This window comes from Corticimicrobacter populi, from assembly GCF_003123725.1.
Classification (GTDB): Bacteria; Pseudomonadota; Gammaproteobacteria; order Burkholderiales; family Burkholderiaceae_B; genus Corticimicrobacter; species Corticimicrobacter populi.
Genome location: NZ_QETA01000002.1, coordinates 491,324 through 507,964 on the forward strand (window position 1 = coordinate 491,324; position 16,641 = coordinate 507,964).

Annotated in this window: 14 protein-coding genes; 11 read left to right on the top strand and 3 right to left on the bottom strand. The window is 57.8% G+C overall.

Annotated elements, in window-relative coordinates; all coding sequences use genetic code 11:
• Position 1: 1 nt before the first annotated feature.
• Both nrdA and queF read right to left on the bottom strand, forming a co-directional pair.
• Complete coding sequence (gene nrdA / locus DD235_RS07595) at positions 2-2,281, bottom strand: class 1a ribonucleoside-diphosphate reductase subunit alpha (protein ID WP_109061426.1); 2,280 nt, start codon at positions 2,279-2,281, stop codon at positions 2-4.
• Between the two features lie 357 nt (positions 2,282-2,638).
• Positions 2,639-3,463: an NADPH-dependent 7-cyano-7-deazaguanine reductase QueF gene (queF, locus tag DD235_RS07600; protein ID WP_109061536.1), complete on the bottom strand. Its 825-nt coding sequence runs from the start codon at positions 3,461-3,463 to the stop codon at positions 2,639-2,641.
• Positions 3,464-3,774: 311 nt separating this feature from the next.
• Here queF and aceA point away from each other — a divergent pair, with 311 nt between their 5' ends.
• From aceA to DD235_RS07650, 10 genes are all read left to right on the top strand, one after another.
• A complete protein-coding gene (gene aceA / locus DD235_RS07605) occupies positions 3,775-5,088 on the top strand; it encodes an isocitrate lyase (protein ID WP_109061427.1) in 1,314 nt (437 codons plus the stop codon).
• 312 nt (positions 5,089-5,400) lie between these two features.
• On the top strand, positions 5,401-6,285 hold the full coding sequence (locus DD235_RS07610; RefSeq protein ID WP_239990089.1) for a P-type ATPase actuator domain-containing protein: 885 nt from the start codon (positions 5,401-5,403) through the stop codon (positions 6,283-6,285).
• 122 nt (positions 6,286-6,407) lie between these two features.
• Positions 6,408-6,596, top strand: coding sequence for a cbb3-type cytochrome oxidase assembly protein CcoS (gene ccoS, locus DD235_RS07615; RefSeq protein WP_109061428.1), 189 nt, complete (start codon positions 6,408-6,410; stop codon positions 6,594-6,596).
• Positions 6,597-6,673: 77 nt separating this feature from the next.
• Positions 6,674-8,170, top strand: a complete 1,497-nt coding sequence (gene ccoN / locus DD235_RS07620; protein WP_109061429.1) for a cytochrome-c oxidase, cbb3-type subunit I — start codon at positions 6,674-6,676, stop codon at positions 8,168-8,170.
• 12 nt (positions 8,171-8,182) lie between these two features.
• Positions 8,183-8,848: a cytochrome-c oxidase, cbb3-type subunit II gene (ccoO, locus tag DD235_RS07625; protein ID WP_109061430.1), complete on the top strand. Its 666-nt coding sequence runs from the start codon at positions 8,183-8,185 to the stop codon at positions 8,846-8,848.
• A 12-nt stretch (positions 8,849-8,860) separates the two neighbouring features.
• A complete protein-coding gene (locus DD235_RS07630) occupies positions 8,861-9,040 on the top strand; it encodes a cbb3-type cytochrome oxidase subunit 3 (protein ID WP_109061431.1) in 180 nt (59 codons plus the stop codon).
• Positions 9,033-9,959: a cytochrome-c oxidase, cbb3-type subunit III gene (gene ccoP / locus DD235_RS07635; protein ID WP_109061432.1), complete on the top strand. Its 927-nt coding sequence runs from the start codon at positions 9,033-9,035 to the stop codon at positions 9,957-9,959. Before DD235_RS07630 ends, ccoP begins: the two co-directional genes overlap by 8 nt.
• Positions 9,960-10,091: 132 nt before the next feature.
• On the top strand, positions 10,092-10,343 hold the full coding sequence (locus tag DD235_RS07640) for a FixH family protein (RefSeq protein ID WP_109061538.1): 252 nt from the start codon (positions 10,092-10,094) through the stop codon (positions 10,341-10,343).
• Positions 10,344-10,763: 420 nt separating this feature from the next.
• Positions 10,764-11,903, top strand: coding sequence for an oxalate decarboxylase family bicupin (locus DD235_RS07645; protein ID WP_109061433.1), 1,140 nt, complete (start codon positions 10,764-10,766; stop codon positions 11,901-11,903).
• 69 nt (positions 11,904-11,972) lie between these two features.
• The gene (locus DD235_RS07650) at positions 11,973-12,899 is read left to right on the top strand and encodes an AEC family transporter (RefSeq protein WP_109061434.1); all 927 of its coding nucleotides are present in this window, start codon (positions 11,973-11,975) and stop codon (positions 12,897-12,899) included.
• 157 nt (positions 12,900-13,056) lie between these two features.
• Here the strand turns inward: DD235_RS07650 and DD235_RS07655 are convergent, their stop codons facing one another.
• On the bottom strand, positions 13,057-13,782 hold the full coding sequence (locus tag DD235_RS07655) for a helix-turn-helix domain-containing protein (protein WP_109061435.1): 726 nt from the start codon (positions 13,780-13,782) through the stop codon (positions 13,057-13,059).
• Between the two features lie 229 nt (positions 13,783-14,011).
• Between DD235_RS07655 and clpB the strand changes: the two genes are divergently transcribed.
• Complete coding sequence (gene clpB, locus DD235_RS07660; protein ID WP_109061436.1) at positions 14,012-16,612, top strand: ATP-dependent chaperone ClpB; 2,601 nt, start codon at positions 14,012-14,014, stop codon at positions 16,610-16,612.
• Positions 16,613-16,641 lie beyond the last annotated feature (29 nt).

Sequence of the window (16,641 nt, forward strand, 5' to 3'; positions counted from 1 at the left end):
GTCAGATCTTGCACGCGCCGCCTGCGCAGCCGTCGTCTTCGACTTCGCCGTGGACGTCTTCGGCACCATCGCGCGTGTTGTGGTAGTACAGCGTCTTGACGCCGTACTTGTAGGCCTGCAGCAGATCCTTGAGCAGTTGCTTCATGGGGACGCGGCCACCTTCGAAGCGCTGCGGATCATAGTTGGTATTGGCCGAGATCGATTGATCCACGAATTTCTGCATGACGCCCACCAGCTTGAGGTAGCCGTCGTTGCTGGGAATTTTCCAGAGCAGCTCGTACTGGTCCTTGAGACGTTCGAACTCGGGGACCACCTGGCGCAGGATGCCATCCTTGGATTGCTTGACCGAGACCAGGCCCCGGGGTGGCTCGATGCCGTTGGTGGCGTTGGCGATCTGGCTGGAGGTCTCGGAGGGCATCAGCGCCGTCAGCGTCGAGTTGCGCAGGCCATGGGCCAGGATATCGGCGCGCAGCGCTTCCCAGTCCAGGTGCAGCGGTTCGGTACAGATGGCATCGATATCTTTCTTGTAGGTATCGACGGGCAGCAGGCCGGCTGCGTAGGTGGTTTCGTCGAAAGCCTTGCAGGGGCCGTATTCGCGGGCAAGCTGGACCGAGGCCTTGAGCAGGTAGTACTGGATGGCTTCGAAGGTGCGATGCGTCAGGCCCAGGGCCGAGCCGTCGGAATAGCGGGTGCCGTTCTTGGCCAGGTAGTAGGCATAGTTGATCACGCCCACGCCGAGTGAGCGGCGCTTTTCGGTGGCGTTGAGCGCCGCCTTGACCGGATAGTCCTGGTAGTCGAGCAGGGCGTCGAGCGCACGCACGATCAGGTCGGACAGGCCGTCGAGTTCATCCAGCGATTCGAGCGCGCCCAGGTTGAAGGCCGACAGCGTGCAGAGCGCGATTTCGCCTTCAGCATCGTTGATGTCGTCCAGCGGTTTGGTCGGCAGGGCGATTTCCATGCACAGGTTGGACTGACGCACGGGGGCCTTGTCCGGATTGAACGGGCTGTGCGTGTTGCAGTGATCGACGTTCTGGATGTAGATACGGCCAGTGCTGGCACGTTCCTGCATCATCAGCGAGAACAGTTCGACGGCCGGCAGGCTGCGCTTGCGGATGGATGTATCCTGCTCGTACTGTTCGTACAGGCGTTCAAATTCGTCCTGATTGGCAAAGAAGGCATCGTAAAGGCCGGGCACATCATGCGGCGAAAACAGCGTGATGTTCTGGCCCTTGATCAGGCGTTGGTACAGCAGGCGATTGATCTGCACGCCGTAGTCGAGGTGGCGGATACGGTTTTCCTCGACGCCGCGGTTGTTCTTGAGCACCAGCAGCGACTCGACTTCCAGGTGCCACAGCGGATAGAACAGGGTGGCCGCACCGCCTCGGACGCCGCCTTGAGAGCAGGACTTGACCGCAGCCTGGAACATCTTGAAGAAAGGCAGGCAGCCGGTATGCTGTGCTTCACCCCCCCGGATTTCACTGCCGACGGCGCGTATGCGCCCGCCGTTGATGCCGATGCCGGCACGTTGCGACACATAGCGCACGATGGCGCTGGTGGTGGCATTGATGCTGTCCAGACTATCACCACACTCGATCAGGACGCACGAGCTGAACTGGCGGGTGGGTGTGCGCACACCTGACATGATCGGCGTCGGCAGCGAGATCTTGAACTGCGATACGGCGTCGTAGAAGCGCTTGATGTAGGTCAGCCGGGTTTCTGCCGGATATTTGGCGAACAGGCACATCGCCACCAGGATGTACAGGAACTGGGGGCTTTCGTAGATGTGCTTGGTGACACGGTTCTGGACCAGATACTTGCCCTCGAGCTGCTTGACGGCGGCATACGAGAAATTCATGTCGCGCCAGTGGTCGAGGTAGTCGTTCAGCTCATCGAACTCGGCACGGCTGTAGTCGGCCAGCAGGTGCGGATCGTATTTGCCCAGTTCGGTCAGGCGCTGGACGTGGTCGTACAGGTGCGGTGGCTCGAACTGGCCATAAGCGATCTTGCGCAGGTGGAAGATTGCCAGGCGTGCGGCCAGGTACTGATAGTCAGGCGTCTCTTCGGAAATCAGGTCGGCTGCCGACTTGATGATGGTTTCGTGGATGTCGTCGGTACGAATGCCGTCGTAGAACTGGATGTGCGACCGCAGTTCGACCTGCGAGACGGAGACATTGTTGAGATCCTTGGCGGCCCAGTCGATAACGCGATGAATCTTGTCGAGCTCAATCGGCTCCAGACGGCCGTCGCGCTTGGTGACTTTCATCGTCTCGTATTTGGTCATGGCAAAAACCTTTTGCTGTACGTGAATATAGAGTTGACTCTGCAAGTGCCGGGCCGGGCGCAATGCGCCGGATGGCCGGCGGGCACCTGCGGGTACTGTCTGGAATGAATCGTGGAATTAACTACATGTAGCGGCGTGCCGATAGCCTGAGCCATATATATGGTAGATATCGATCGCCTGTTGATGAGCCGGAGTGTACCCTTTTCGAGGCGATATGCGTAGTCTTGAAAACAGTGAATTTATATGCGCCTAATTTCCGAAAAGCAGTCAGAGCGGGATGCTGCGCCACTTTTCCTGTGGACGGCGGCTGGTGGAACGCTCTGTATTAAATGAATCTTTTTGTAAATGTGTGCGTTGTTATTGCCGCGCACTGCGTACGTTCGGCGGCGCTGCGCGTGCATGGCTGGCACGCCAGGGATTGATGTCCAGGCCGCCGCGCCGGGTATAGCGTGCATATACGAACAGTTCATCGGGGCGGCAATGGCCCATGATGTCGTTGTAGATCTGCTCCACGCACAGTTCGTGGAAGCCGGTATGCAGGCGGAACGAGACGATATATCGCAGCAGGCTGGCGTGGTCGATCTGCCGACCCCGGTAGTGGATTTCCACGTGGCCCCAGTCGGGCTGGCCGGTGACAGGACAGTTCGAGCGCAGCAGTCTTGAATACAGCCGTTCCTCCAGGTGAGGGGCTTCGGGCAGGCATTGAAGCAGTGCGGGGGCCGGGTGGTAGTCGTGGATGTCGATGTCGAGCAGGTCCAGGCAGGTACCGTCGGGCTCCGCGATGCGTGCCTGTGCCAGTGTGTCCTGCAGGTGCAGCCGGATCTCGACCGGGCCGCCGGCGGCGGTGCCGAGATCCTGGCGCAGGTGACCGAGTACGGTGTCGGTGTCGGCAAAGCGGGTCTGGTTGAACGAGTTCAGGTAAAGCTTGAATGTCTTGGATTCGATCAGGCAGGGTGTGTCGCAGGGAAAGTCGAATTCGGCCAGTGCCACGACGGGTTTGCCGCGCGCGTTGAGCCAGGACAGTTCGTAGGCATTCCAGATGTCGCCGCCATGAAAGGCCGGTGAGGCATCCAGGCCAATGCGGTGGCGTCCCTCGGCACGCGCAATTGCCTGCAGGATGTCGGGCTGGTATTGATCGGGGTAGTGCACCGTGCGGCCCAGTGCGGACAGGTGTGTCGTCATGATGTCGGAGTTGCCAGAAAGCGGGATGAAACGATTGTAGGGGATCGCTGATTTCATATGCCGGGCAGTCTGTTTCATAATATGAAAAAGCATGTTGCGCAGCAATGAAAGTCGATTTCATAGGCTGCATTTTCTTTTCATATTATGAATTTATTTTCTTATTTTATTGATAATAAAGAATTAAATTTATTGTCTTGTATAAGATATAAGTATTTATTGCTGCGCAGCATAGGCATACACTGTTTCTCAACGGATGGCCGCAGACAGGCCCGCGTACAGATTCCCTTTCTGTCATTACTGGAGACGATGCCATGAGCAATACCCGAGAAACCGAAATCCGCAATCTGCAGAAGAAGTGGGCCGAGGATCCCCGCTGGCAGGGTATCAAGCGCGGCTACGGTGCCGAGGAGGTGATCCGCCTGCGTGGTTCGCTGCACATCGAGCACACGCTGGCCCGTCGTGGAGCCGAAAAACTCTGGAAACTGCTGCATACCGAACCCTTCATCAATTCGCTGGGGGCGCTGACCGGCAACCAGGCCATGCAGCAGGTCAAGGCGGGTCTCAAGGCCATCTACCTGTCGGGCTGGCAGGTGGCAGGCGATGCCAATCTGGCGGGCGAGATGTACCCCGACCAGTCGCTCTATCCTGCCAACTCGGTGCCTCAGGTGGTGCGTCGCATCAACAATACCTTGCAGCGTGCCGACCAGATCCAGTGGTCGGAAGGGCGCAATCCCGGCGATGAGGGCTATCTCGATTTCTTCGCACCTATCGTGGCCGACGCCGAGGCAGGTTTCGGTGGCGTGCTCAATGCCTATGAACTGATGAAAGCCATGATCGAGGCGGGTGCCTCGGGGGTGCATTTCGAGGATCAGTTAGCTTCGGTCAAGAAGTGTGGTCACATGGGCGGCAAGGTGCTGGTGCCGACTCGCGAGGCGGTGTCAAAGCTGATCGCCGCGCGTCTGGCTGCCGATGTGCTGGATGTGCCCACCTTGCTGCTGGCGCGTACCGACGCGGATGCGGCCGACCTTGTGACCAGTGATGTGGATGAAAATGATCAGCCTTTCCTGACTGGCGAGCGGACAGTGGAAGGTTTCCATCGGACCCGCGCGGGGATCGAACAGGCGATTTCTCGGGGGCTGGCGTATGCGCCCTATGCCGATCTGATCTGGTGCGAAACCGCTACGCCCAATCTGGAGTATGCCCGCCAGTTTGCCGACGCCATTCATCGCCAGTTCCCGGGCAAGCTCCTGGCCTACAACTGCTCGCCGTCATTCAACTGGAAGAAGAACCTCGACGATGCCACCATCGCCAAGTTCCAGCGCGAACTGGGGGTCATGGGTTATAAGTACCAGTTCATCACGCTGGCTGGCTTTCATGCGCTCAACTATGGCATGTTCGATCTGGCACACGGCTATGCACGCCGCCAGATGAGCGCCTTTGTCGAACTGCAGCAGAAGGAGTTCGATGCAGCCGAGCGCGGCTTTACCGCCGTCAAGCATCAGCGCGAAGTCGGGACCGGCTATTTTGACGTCGTGACCCAGACGATCGAGGGTGGGCGCTCGTCGACCACGGCACTGACCGGTTCGACAGAAGAGGCTCAGTTCGAGGCTGCGGCCGTCGCCTGATGGCACAGCCCTTGCGGTAGAGCGTAGTCGGTTTGTCCAGGTGCTGTCCGTCATCCAGGCGGGGCATGGCACATATGGAACCACCCGTCCCAGGACGGGTGGTTTTTTGCTTTTGTAGCTCAAGTGTATTGATGCGTGTCAATCTTGAGATGCATCAAATCGGCAGGGCGGCATTGATTTATCATGCTCATCATGAGTTCTGCACCCAATTCTTCCGAGCCGGAAGCGGTCGCTCCAAGGGCGTCCTTTCTCGAGGGCCTGTTCAAGGCAGGGGAGCGCCTGTCCCCTGAATCCCGTATTGAGCGGCGGCGCATGCTGGCCAAGCTGGGACTGGCCTGGTTGATGATGATGCAGGTCAGTACGCTGGCCCTGCCCGGCTACCTGCGCAGCAGCTCGATGGCCGAAGATACCTTGATCACGCTGGACTGGGCGATCTATCTGATGAACTGGGCCAGCCTGGTCATGACGCTGCCCGTTGTTCTCTATTCGGCCTTGCCGATCTGGCGTGGCGCGTTGGCTGCGTTGCGCGAGGGTCGGATGGGTATGGACGTGCCGGTGGCGCTGGGGATCGTGGCGGCTTTTTTTCCGAGTGCCTACGCCACCTGGACGCAGAATGGCCATGTCTATTTTGACTCTGTGGTCATGTTTGTTTCGTTCCTGCTGACGGCCCGCTATCTTGAATTGGCTGCCCGACAATCGTGTGAAGGCTTGCGTCTGCCGGATGATATCCAGGTGCGTCGTCGCATGGAGGCGCAGGCGGATCGCATTGCGGGTCTCTTCGTCACGTTGCAGATCAGCATTACCCTGGTGGTTGCGCTGGTCTGGTGGCGACTGGATCCAGCGCAGGTGCTGCCGATCAGTGTTGCACTGCTGGTCATGAGTTGTCCCTGCGCCCTGGCGATGGCGGTTCCGACCGCCATGGCTGCCGGTGATGCGACAGTTGCCCGTATGGGTGGCCTGGGGGAAAGCCAGTTGCAGGCTTACTATGCACAAGTGCGCCGTGTGGCCAACCAGAATCTCTATGGCTCGCTCGCATGGCATCTGCTGGCATTGCCACTGGCAGCCATGGGCTGGGTAGCTCCCTGGCTGGCGGCGCTGAGCATGCTGCTTTCGTCTCTTGCCGTGGTAATCAATGCCTGGCGCTTGAGCTGGCGCTCGCAGACGGCGACACTGGATACCATCAAGGCCATGGCCTGATGCCAAGTGTGGGGCTATGCATGTGCTATTCTTTACGTCCATTTCATGTGCAAGGCATGAACAGGCAAGCGGTATTTTGTGACAAAAAACAACGCGTTGGTTGTGTGAAATAGGGGAGCGCGATGGAAATTCTGTACTTGCTGCTACCCATTTCCATGGGGTTCGTGCTGTTGATCGGCGGGGCGCTCTGGTGGGCGATCTTCTCTGGTCAGTTCGAAGGAACCGATAAAGCCGCTCAATCCGTCCTGCTGGACGATGACAAGCCATCCAATACGTCCAACGAGTCTCCGGAGCAGACTGAAGGGCGTTGATATAGGTCAACACAATAGCGGATGCTTATAGGCAAAATAGCATCCGTAAATTTGTGTTCCTTAATAGGGGATGGACCATGAGTGATCGCGCGGTAAGCGCAAATATTGCGGATACCTTTAATTACAAGGTAGTCCGGCAATTTGCCATCATGACGGTGGTGTGGGCGGTTGTAGGTTTGCTTGTGGGGGTCATTATTGCCGCCCAGCTGATCTGGCCTGCACTCAACTTCGATACGCCCTGGCTGACCTATGGTCGTCTGCGGCCGCTGCATACCAATGCAGTGATTTTTGCATTCGGCGGCAGCGCACTGTTCGCAACGTCGTATTACGTGGTGCAGCGCACCTGTCAGGCGCGGCTGTTCTGCGACAAGCTGGCCGCCTTCACTTTCTGGGGCTGGCAAGCCGTGATCGTGGCAGCCGCCATTTCCCTGCCCATGGGTTACACCAGCAGCAAGGAATACGCTGAACTCGAATGGCCCATCGACATTCTGATCACGCTGGTCTGGGTGGCCTATGCGATCGTGTTTTTCGGCACCATCGTCAAGCGCAAGGCGCGCCACATCTATGTGGCCAACTGGTTCTATGGTTCGTTCATCCTGACCATTGCAATTCTGCACATCTTCAACAACCTGGAAGTGCCCTGGGGCTGGTTCAAGTCCTACTCGGCCTATCCCGGCGTGCAGGATGCCATGGTGCAGTGGTGGTACGGCCACAATGCCGTGGGCTTTTTCCTGACCACCGCGTTCCTGGGCATGATGTACTACTTCGTGCCGAAGCAGGCTGATCGTCCGATCTATTCGTATCGCCTTTCCATCGTCCACTTCTGGGCGCTGGCCTTCACCTATATGTGGGCGGGCCCGCACCATCTGCATTACACCTCGCTGCCTGACTGGGTGCAGTCGCTAGGCATGGTGTTCTCACTGATCCTGCTGGCTCCCTCCTGGGGCGGGATGATCAACGGCATCATGACGCTGTCCGGCGCATGGCACAAGCTGCGCACCGACCCGATCCTCAAGTTCCTGGTGGTGTCACTGTCCTTCTACGGTATGTCGACCTTCGAAGGTTCGATGATGTCGATCCGCACGGTCAATGCACTGTCGCACTATACCGACTGGACCATTGGCCACGTGCACTCCGGTGCCCTGGGCTGGGTGGCAATGATCAGCTTCGGTTCGCTCTACTATGTGATTCCGCGCATGTTCGGTCGTGAAAAGATGTACAGCACTTCGCTGATCGAGCTGCACTTCTGGGTTGCGACCATTGGTATCGTGCTCTACATCGCTGCAATGTGGATTGCCGGTGTGATGCAGGGTCTGATGTGGCGTGCCACGGAGCCTGACGGTACGTTGACCTACACCTTCGTCGAAGGCGTGAAGGCGACCTATCCGTTCTACCTGATCCGTCTGATGGGTGGTGTGCTGTTCCTGGTGGGAGCCCTGGTCATGGCCTGGAATACCTTCAAGACTGCAATGGCTGGCGAGGCTGTCAACAATCCTGTGATCCCGGAGAGCCTGGCTGATCACTCGAAGGCACAGCCGGCGGCACCCGCTTCTGTCGCGACAGCTCAAGTTTGAGGAAGAAAGGTCATGTCAGAAAAAAAATCCAAATTCTTTTCGCACGAAACGATTGAAAAGAACGTCGGCCTGATGATCATTCTGAGCATTCTGGTCGTCTCCTTCGCCGGCCTGGTGCAAATCGTGCCGCTGTTCTTCCAGCACTCGACCACCACGCCAACGCCGGGTGTCGAGCCCTACGAACCGCTGCGCCTGCTGGGTCGCGACATTTATATTCGCGAAGGCTGTGTCGGCTGCCACTCGCAGCAGATTCGTGCGCTGCGTGCCGAAGTTCAGCGTTACGGTGAGTTCTCGGTGGCGGGTGAGTCGGTTTACGACCACCCCTTCCTGTGGGGTTCCAAGCGTACCGGTCCTGACCTGGCCCGTGTGGGTGAGCGCTATTCGGATGAGTGGCACCGTATTCACCTGCGCAACCCCCGTGCCGTGGTGCCTGAGTCGAACATGCCTGCCTATCCCTGGCTGCAGAATACGGCTCTGGATACCAGCGAACTCCAGTCACGCATGAATGCACTGCGCTTCCTGGGCGTGCCCTACACCGAAGAGCAGATTGCCGCGGCACCTGCTCAGGTAGATGGACAAGGCTATACGGAAGAGGACGCCCTGGTCGCATATCTCCAGGGACTTGGGGTGGGCGTGCGTGACGCTCGTGAACAGGCAGCGCAGGCTGCTCAGCAATAACAGGATCCTTATATGAACGGCACTCTGAATGGCATCATGACTTTGGTCGGGCTGGTGTTCTTCATCGGCATCGTATGGTGGGCTTTTTCCAAGGGTCGCAAGAAGGCCAACGAAGAAGCAGCAATGCTGCCATTCGATCTGCCGGAAGAAGATACCGTGGAACAAAAAGAAAGGAAGAACGGGCATGAATGATTATGTCAGCGGCTTTTGGGGATATTACGTTGGCGGCATTTCCCTGGCCGGTATTCTCTGGTGCGTCTGGCTGCTCTGGACCCAGCGCGCCTGGCTGGGCAAGCGGCCGCCCAACACTGCCGAAAACACGGGCCATGAATGGGATGGTGTGGCCGAGCTGAACAATCCGGTGCCGCGCTGGTGGACCTGGATGTATCTGCTGATGTGCGTTTTCGGTATTGGCTATCTGGTGCTCTATCCGGGCCTGGGCAGTTATGGTGGCTACCTGCAGCATACGCAGGCCAAGGAAGTCCAGGATGCACTGGCTGCAGAGGCTGAGCGGGTTCGTCCGATCTATGCCAAGTTCGGTGCGATGGACGTCACCGAGATTGCTCAGGATCCGGATGCCATGGCCATTGGTCAGCGGCTGTTCCTGAACACCTGTGCACAGTGCCATGGTTCCGATGCACGCGGCAGCACCGGCTTTCCCAACCTGGCCAACGATGACTGGCAATATGGTGGCGATCCTGACACCATCGTCCAGACCATTACCTACGGCCGTCATGGCATCATGGCACCGCTGGGTGATGTGATCGACGGTGCAACGGCTGTGGATATCGCCAACTATGTGCGTTCGCTGTCCGGTCTGGCTCATGACCAACTGCGCGCCGTTCGTGGTGAGCGGGCCTTCATGGAAACCTGCGTGGCCTGCCACGGCGCAGATGCCAAGGGCAACCAGTTGCTGGGCGCGCCCAACCTGACGGATGACGTCTGGATCTTCGGCAGCTCCGAAGCCAAGATCGTCGAGGCGATCCAGAATGGTCGTACCAACCGCATGCCGGCACACGAGAAGATCCTGACGCCCGAACAGATCAAGATCCTGGCTGCCTGGGTCTGGAGTCGCCCGGACAATCCTGTGCCCCCCGTGGCGCAGCAGTAAACAGCTAGATGGATCACACCAGTCGGTGTGATCCCTGCCGCACCCTTTCCATTGCGCGTATCATGACGATATCGGCATCAGGAAACGGGGGCGGCGTTTTCGTTTCAACATGCACTTATTTGGGTGGTCAACATGGCAACAGTAAAAGCGACGAATCTGCAGTCCGGCCCGTGGTGGCGTGAGCCCTGGCCCTGGTTTCTGATGGCGGGACCGGCTATTGCGATCATTGCCTGTGCCGTGACCATTACCCTTGCGCTGCAGCAGTTCAGCGATCAGCCTCTGAATGATGGCTTCAAGCGCGGACTGGTGATCGAGCGGGTGCAGCCTGCCCAGGCTGGCACAACGTCTGTTGTGATCGAGCAGGTAGATGTGACGGAACGCTGATAGGTCATCTGCTGATACAAAAATGCCTGCCCGATTTGGGGCAGGCATTTTTTTTGCCGCGCGATACAACCCTGGTGGCGGATCATATATGTGGGGCGGCAGAATCGACTGCGCGTTATGGCGCTGTTTTTATTATTTGTTGTGGATTGTTTTGGAATATTTTGAATATGTTTTATTTTTATAAATTCATCGTGTATTCATAATCTTGTGGGTTTTTTTTGCTTTGATTTTGATCGGTCAAATATTAATCCATTGTTTTTGTATATTTCAAAACTGACTAGGTGTTTTCCCCTATAAGGAATTGAATTTCAGTATTACCTTGAATGGTCATGTTGCTACTGATAATATCGATTTAGTCTTGATCTATCGGATAAATAGATCAATGGCTTTTCCGGACACAACTTGATCGAGGTGATATGTATGACTGAGAAAGACGCTCTGCAGCCGATTCGTGGTGACAAAGGTGCGACTGACCCTGGCCCTCGCAATATTGAACTTGATCGTCAAAACCCCGACATTCTGATTCCTCCCGAAACCGACAACGGCTCCATCCCCAATCTCAAATTCTCCTTCGGCATGGCGCATAACCGCCTGGAAGAGGGCGGCTGGGCCCGTGAGGTCACGGTGCGCGAATTGCCGGCAGCCAAGGGTCTGGCTGGGGTAGACATGCGCCTGGACTCGGGTGTGGTGCGCGAACTGCACTGGCATAAGGAGGCGGAGTGGGGTTATGTGCTGGAAGGCCGCTGTCGCGTCACGGTGGTCGATCCTGACCGCAACGTGTTCATCGATGATCTGGAGGCCGGTGATATCTGGCTGTTCCCGTCGGGGACGCCGCACTCGATCCAGGGGCTGGAAGGGGGCTGCGAGTTTTTGCTGGTGTTCGATGATGGCAATTTCTCGGAAAATGAGACATTGCTGGTTACCGAGCTGATGGCACATATGCCGCGCGATGTCATTGCCAAGAACTTCGGCATTCCTGCCGAGCATTTTGACAATTTGCCGCCCAAGGAAAAGTATATCTTCCGCCTGCCTGTTCCGGCACCGCTGGATGAAGTGTTGAAGGGCCTGCCCAATCAGCGTCCGCACAATCCCTACACGATTCATGCGTCTGAACTGAAGCCTACCCAATGGGGGCCGGCGGGTGCCACGACCATTATCGATGCGAAGAATTTCCCTATCACGAATATGTCGGCCCTGATCATCGATCTGGAGCCGGGCGCACTGCGTGAAATCCATTGGCATCCGGATGGGGACGAGTGGCAGTATTACCTGTCGGGCGAGGCACGCATGACCGTATTCGATGCAACGTCGAAGGCACGCACCTTCAATTATCGGGCTGGTGATGTGGGCTATGTGCCGCGCACGCTGGCGCATTACATCGAAAACACGGGTGACAAGCCTGTCAGGGTGCTCAATGTTTTCAATACGCCAATCTACAAGGATATCTCCCTGAACCAATGGCTGGCGTTGACTCCGCCGGACCTGGTGCGTGGGCATCTCAATCTCGATGATGTGGCCATGGCTGCGTTGCGCCGCGAACGACGCTCCGTCGTCAAGTAAGCGTGGGTGCCCGGGCTTTTCGGCATCGCGCCGGAAAGCCCGGCTTTCAACAGGCAAGGGAGCATTGTCATGACTGCAATCATCCAGGATATCGTTTCGATATTTTTCGTCCTGCTGTTGGGTTTTCTGGCGGGCAAGCGCAATATTTTTGACCAGACCCAGGCCGCCGGCTTCAATAAACTGGTTCTGGATTATTGCTTGCCGGCAGTCCTCTTCGTATCCATCGTCAAGTCTTCGCGTGAAGAGCTGTTTGCCGACAGCCGCCTTTTCATTGCGGCCTTTGCTGTGCTGATCGCCTGGTATTTCATTGCGCTGATTGGTGCCCGTCTGGTGTTCAAGCATGACAAGCAAGAAGCGGGGTTGGCTGGCCTGAGTGCTGGGGCACCGACAGTCGGTTTTCTGGGAATTGCAGTGCTGACGCCGATTTTCGGTGGTTCTGCGGCCATGACTGTGGCTATCATGGCGCTGATCGTCAATGTGCTGCTGGTGCCGCTGGGCATGTTTTTCGTGGCACCTGCGGGTACCAAGCCTACGGCGGCGCTGATCAAGGCCATCAAGGAGCCGGTTGTTCTGGCACCACTGATTGGCTTCGTGCTGGTGCTGGTTGGCGTCAGAGTGCCGGAGGCCATCGACCCACCGTTGTCGCTGATCGGGCATGCCAACTCCGGTGTGGCGGTCTTTGCCGCTGGTCTGGTGCTGTCTGCACATAAATTCCAGATCAGTCTGGAAGTCATCTGGAACAGCATCGTCAAGATGGTCCTGATGCCTGCCAGCATGCTGGTGGTTTGCCTGTTGCTTGGCGTGCCGGATGCGCATCTGGAACAGATGGTGTTGCTGGCCGCATTGCCCCCGGCATTCACGGGTATCGTGATGGCAGGTCGCTTTCAGACTTATATCAACGAGGCGTCATCGACTCTGATTGTCTGCGTGCTGGCTTTTGCTGCTGCCGCGCCCGGCTGGATCGCGATTGTCCGCCATGTGCTCGCGGCTGGCTGATCAGAGATCACTGGTGTAGAAGTGCCCATCCCTTGCGGACATGAAAACGGACTCCATATGGAGTCCGTTGTTTTTTGCATGAATGGCTTTGCCTGCGATGCGTGCCCGGTTCCGGCAGGCGAGTCTGCACCAGTGAGCAGCCTGACCGGGAAAAACCCTAGCTGTCCTGGCCGATGAGCTTCTTGAGGCGGGGCATGTCGAGAATTTCGACTTCGCGCTGGTTGATGCGGATCATATCTTCGCGGGCAAAGCGCGAGAACAGCCGGCTGACGGTTTCCAGCGTGAGTCCGAGATAATTGCCCAGGTCTTCGCGACTCATGCGGAGTACGAATTCATTGGCCGAATAGCCCAGCATCGCCAGACGTTGTGACAGGTTGAGCAGAAAGGCGGCCAGCCGTTGTTCGGAGCGTAGCGAGCCTACCGTCAGCAGCATATGCTGCGAACGAATGATTTCCTTGCTCATGAAGCGGCGGAACTGTGGCTGCAGGGCAGGTACGTGCGATGCGATGCGATCGAGGTCGGCCAGGCGGATGACGCACATCTCGGTGTCTTCAAGGGCCACGGCCGTGGACATGTGATGGCCCTCAAGCATGCCGTCCATGCCGACCAGTTCGCCCGGCAAATGAAAGCCAGTGATCTGGAGCTGGCCTTCGGCGCGTTCGATCTGCGTCTTGATTGAACCCGAACGGACGCCGTACACGGCATCCAGCTCGTCGCCCAATGTGTAGAGCGTACGGCCTTTTTCCACTCGGACCCGTTCGCGCACCAGCGTGCTCAGCTTGTCGATGTCTTCGGCCGGCATGCCGACCGGCAGACAGACATGCCCGAGCATACAGGTCGAACATAGGGTGGAATCGCCAGTGATGGGTACCCGTTTTTGCATGTATCTGCGTGAATATCTGGTCAACAGTGGAGGCTATTGTAGTCTGTATCTATGAAGATAGGCAGGCTGCCCCTTTTTCGGCTATCTTCGCTTTTACCATATCTCTGTTGATTGTGGTGGTATGTCTTGAGTTTTGCGGGTTCACCCTTATCTAATTGTCCATCAGCAATGTCCGGGCAAGGCTGACCAGCCTTGCCGCGCGGATGTGGAAACAAACAGGGAAAAAATCATGCGATTCGACAGATTCACGACCAAGTTCCAGCAGGCGCTGGCCGATGCCCAGAGCCTGGCAGTACGCAACGACCATCCATATATAGAGCCGGTACATGTCCTCTCGGCATTGCTGGCGGATACCGACTCCGGTGCAGGCAGCCTGCTGGCGCGTGCCGGGGTGGCGGTCAACCGCGTAGGTGCAGCGCTTGATGGTGCACTCAAGGCGTTGCCGCAGGTGCAAGGCGGGGATGGCAATGTGCAGGTTGGCCGCGATTTGCAGGCGGTGTTGGCCCGCACCGACAAGGAAGCTGCCAAGCGCGGCGATACTTATATTGCCAGCGAACTGTTCTTGCTGGCGTTGGCCGATGACAAGGGTGAGGCGGGCCGCATCCTGCGCGATGCGGGATTGCAGCGTGCGCCGCTCGAAGCGGCCATCGAGGCCGTTCGTGGCGGTGCATCGGTACAGGATGCCGAAGGTGAAGCCAATCGCGAGGCGCTGGGCAAGTACACGCTCGACCTGACGGCGCGCGCCAGGGAAGGCAAGCTTGATCCGGTCATTGGTCGTGATGATGAAATCCGCCGTGCCATCCAGATTCTGCAGCGCCGTACCAAGAACAATCCGGTCCTGATTGGCGAGCCAGGTGTCGGCAAGACGGCTATCGTTGAAGGGCTGGCGCAGCGGATTGTCAACAATGAGGTGCCCGAGACGCTCAAGAACAAGCGTGTGCTGTCACTCGACCTGGCGGCCCTGCTGGCAGGTGCCAAATTCCGTGGTGAGTTCGAGGAGCGCCTGAAATCTGTGCTCAAGGAGCTGGCCCAGGAGGCTGGCAATTGCATTGTCTTTATCGACGAGATTCACACCATGGTGGGAGCCGGCAAGGCCGAGGGAGCCATGGATGCCGGCAATATGCTCAAGCCTGCGCTGGCGCGTGGCGAATTGCATTGCATTGGTGCCACCACGCTCGATGAATATCGCAAATATATCGAGAAAGATGCCGCACTGGAGCGTCGTTTTCAGAAGGTGCTGGTCGGAGAGCCGGATGTCGAGTCGACCATAGCAATTCTGCGCGGTCTGCAGGAGCGCTATGAGTTGCATCATGGCGTCCAGATTACCGACCCGGCCATTGTGGCAGCGGCCGAGCTGTCGCATCGCTACATTACCGACCGCTTTTTGCCCGATAAAGCCATTGACCTGATCGATGAGGCCGCGGCACGCATCCGCATGGAAATCGACTCCAAGCCGGAAGTAATGGACCGGCTGGATCGGCGGATCATTCAGCTCAAGATCGAGCGCGAGGCTGTGCGCAAGGAGACCGATGAGGCATCCCTGCGCCGGCTCAAGGCCATCGAGGACGAGTTGGAGAGCCTGCAGCGCGAGTACAACGACTACGAAGAGATCTGGAAGGCAGAGAAGGCCGCCGTGCAGGGAACCCAGGCGATCAAGGAAGAGATTGAGCGTCTGCGTGCCGAGATGGCGGAGGCACAGCGCAAGGGACAGTTCGACAAACTGGCCGAGCTGCAATATGGCCAGTTGCCTGAGCTGGAAGCACGACTGCGTACTGCCGAGGGTAGCGAAAAGGCTGCCAGCGAGGGGGGCAGCGAGCGTCCGCGTCTGTTGCGCACCCAGGTCGGGACCGAAGAAATCGCTGAGGTCGTGTCGCGTGCCACTGGCATTCCGGTAGCCAAGATGATGCAGGGCGAACGCACCAAGCTGCTCGAGATGGAAAGTTTTCTGCACAAACGTGTCGTCGGGCAGGATGAAGCGGTACGGCTGGTGTCGGACGCCATTCGTCGTTCCCGTTCCGGCCTGTCTGACCCAAATCGGCCCTATGGTTCATTCCTGTTCCTGGGGCCGACGGGGGTCGGCAAGACCGAGCTGACCAAGGCGCTGGCCGAGTTCCTGTTCGATGCAGAGGATCACCTGATCCGCATCGATATGAGCGAATTCATGGAAAAGCATTCGGTTGCCCGCCTGATTGGTGCGCCACCGGGATATGTCGGTTACGAGGAAGGTGGCTACTTGACCGAGGCCGTGCGCCGCAAGCCTTATAGTGTGGTGTTGCTCGATGAGGTCGAAAAGGCGCATCCGGATGTCTTCAATGTACTGTTGCAGGTGCTTGATGATGGTCGTCTGACGGACGGGCAGGGCAGGACGGTCGATTTCCGCAATACCGTTATCGTCATGACATCCAACCTGGGCTCGCAGCAGATTCAGAGCATGGCGAACCAGCCTTACGAGGCAGTCAAGGCGGTGGTGTGGGATGAGCTGAAACAGGCCTTCCGGCCCGAGTTTCTGAATCGGATCGACGAAGTTGTCGTGTTCCATGCGCTTGACAGCAAGAACATTGAATCGATTGCTCGTATCCAGCTGCAGCGCCTGGCTCAGCGGCTTCAGAAAATGGATATGGAGCTTGATGTCTCTGAGGCGGCGCTGGCGCAGATCGCCAAGGCAGGCTTCGATCCTGTGTTCGGTGCGCGTCCGCTCAAGCGTGCGATCCAGCAGCATATCGAGAATCCCGTGGCCAGGTTGATTCTGGAGGGACGTTTCGGGCCGCGCGATGTCGTGCCGGTAGACTGGCGCGACGAGCAGTTCGTGTTCTCGCGTGTGTTGCAATAAATACGGCCCGGGCGGTGTCTCGAAGGGTC

Excerpts from the sequence above, each read along its gene's own strand:
- clpB (WP_109061436.1), top strand. The coding sequence starts at position 14,012 with ATGCGATTCGACAGATTCACGACCAAGTTCCAGCAGGCGCTGGCCGAT.
- ccoP (WP_109061432.1), top strand. The coding sequence starts at position 9,033 with ATGAATGATTATGTCAGCGGCTTTTGGGGATATTACGTTGGCGGCATT.
- ccoN (WP_109061429.1), top strand. The coding sequence starts at position 6,674 with ATGAGTGATCGCGCGGTAAGCGCAAATATTGCGGATACCTTTAATTAC.
- DD235_RS07650 (WP_109061434.1), top strand. The coding sequence starts at position 11,973 with ATGACTGCAATCATCCAGGATATCGTTTCGATATTTTTCGTCCTGCTG.
- DD235_RS07655 (WP_109061435.1), bottom strand. The coding sequence starts at position 13,782 with ATGCAAAAACGGGTACCCATCACTGGCGATTCCACCCTATGTTCGACC.
- nrdA (WP_109061426.1), bottom strand. The coding sequence starts at position 2,281 with ATGACCAAATACGAGACGATGAAAGTCACCAAGCGCGACGGCCGTCTG.
- DD235_RS07610 (WP_239990089.1), top strand. The coding sequence starts at position 5,401 with ATGCTGGCCAAGCTGGGACTGGCCTGGTTGATGATGATGCAGGTCAGT.
- DD235_RS07640 (WP_109061538.1), top strand. The coding sequence starts at position 10,092 with ATGGCAACAGTAAAAGCGACGAATCTGCAGTCCGGCCCGTGGTGGCGT.
- queF (WP_109061536.1), bottom strand. The coding sequence starts at position 3,463 with ATGACGACACACCTGTCCGCACTGGGCCGCACGGTGCACTACCCCGAT.
- DD235_RS07630 (WP_109061431.1), top strand. The coding sequence starts at position 8,861 with ATGAACGGCACTCTGAATGGCATCATGACTTTGGTCGGGCTGGTGTTC.
- aceA (WP_109061427.1), top strand. The coding sequence starts at position 3,775 with ATGAGCAATACCCGAGAAACCGAAATCCGCAATCTGCAGAAGAAGTGG.
- ccoO (WP_109061430.1), top strand. The coding sequence starts at position 8,183 with ATGTCAGAAAAAAAATCCAAATTCTTTTCGCACGAAACGATTGAAAAG.
- ccoS (WP_109061428.1), top strand. The coding sequence starts at position 6,408 with ATGGAAATTCTGTACTTGCTGCTACCCATTTCCATGGGGTTCGTGCTG.
- DD235_RS07645 (WP_109061433.1), top strand. The coding sequence starts at position 10,764 with ATGACTGAGAAAGACGCTCTGCAGCCGATTCGTGGTGACAAAGGTGCG.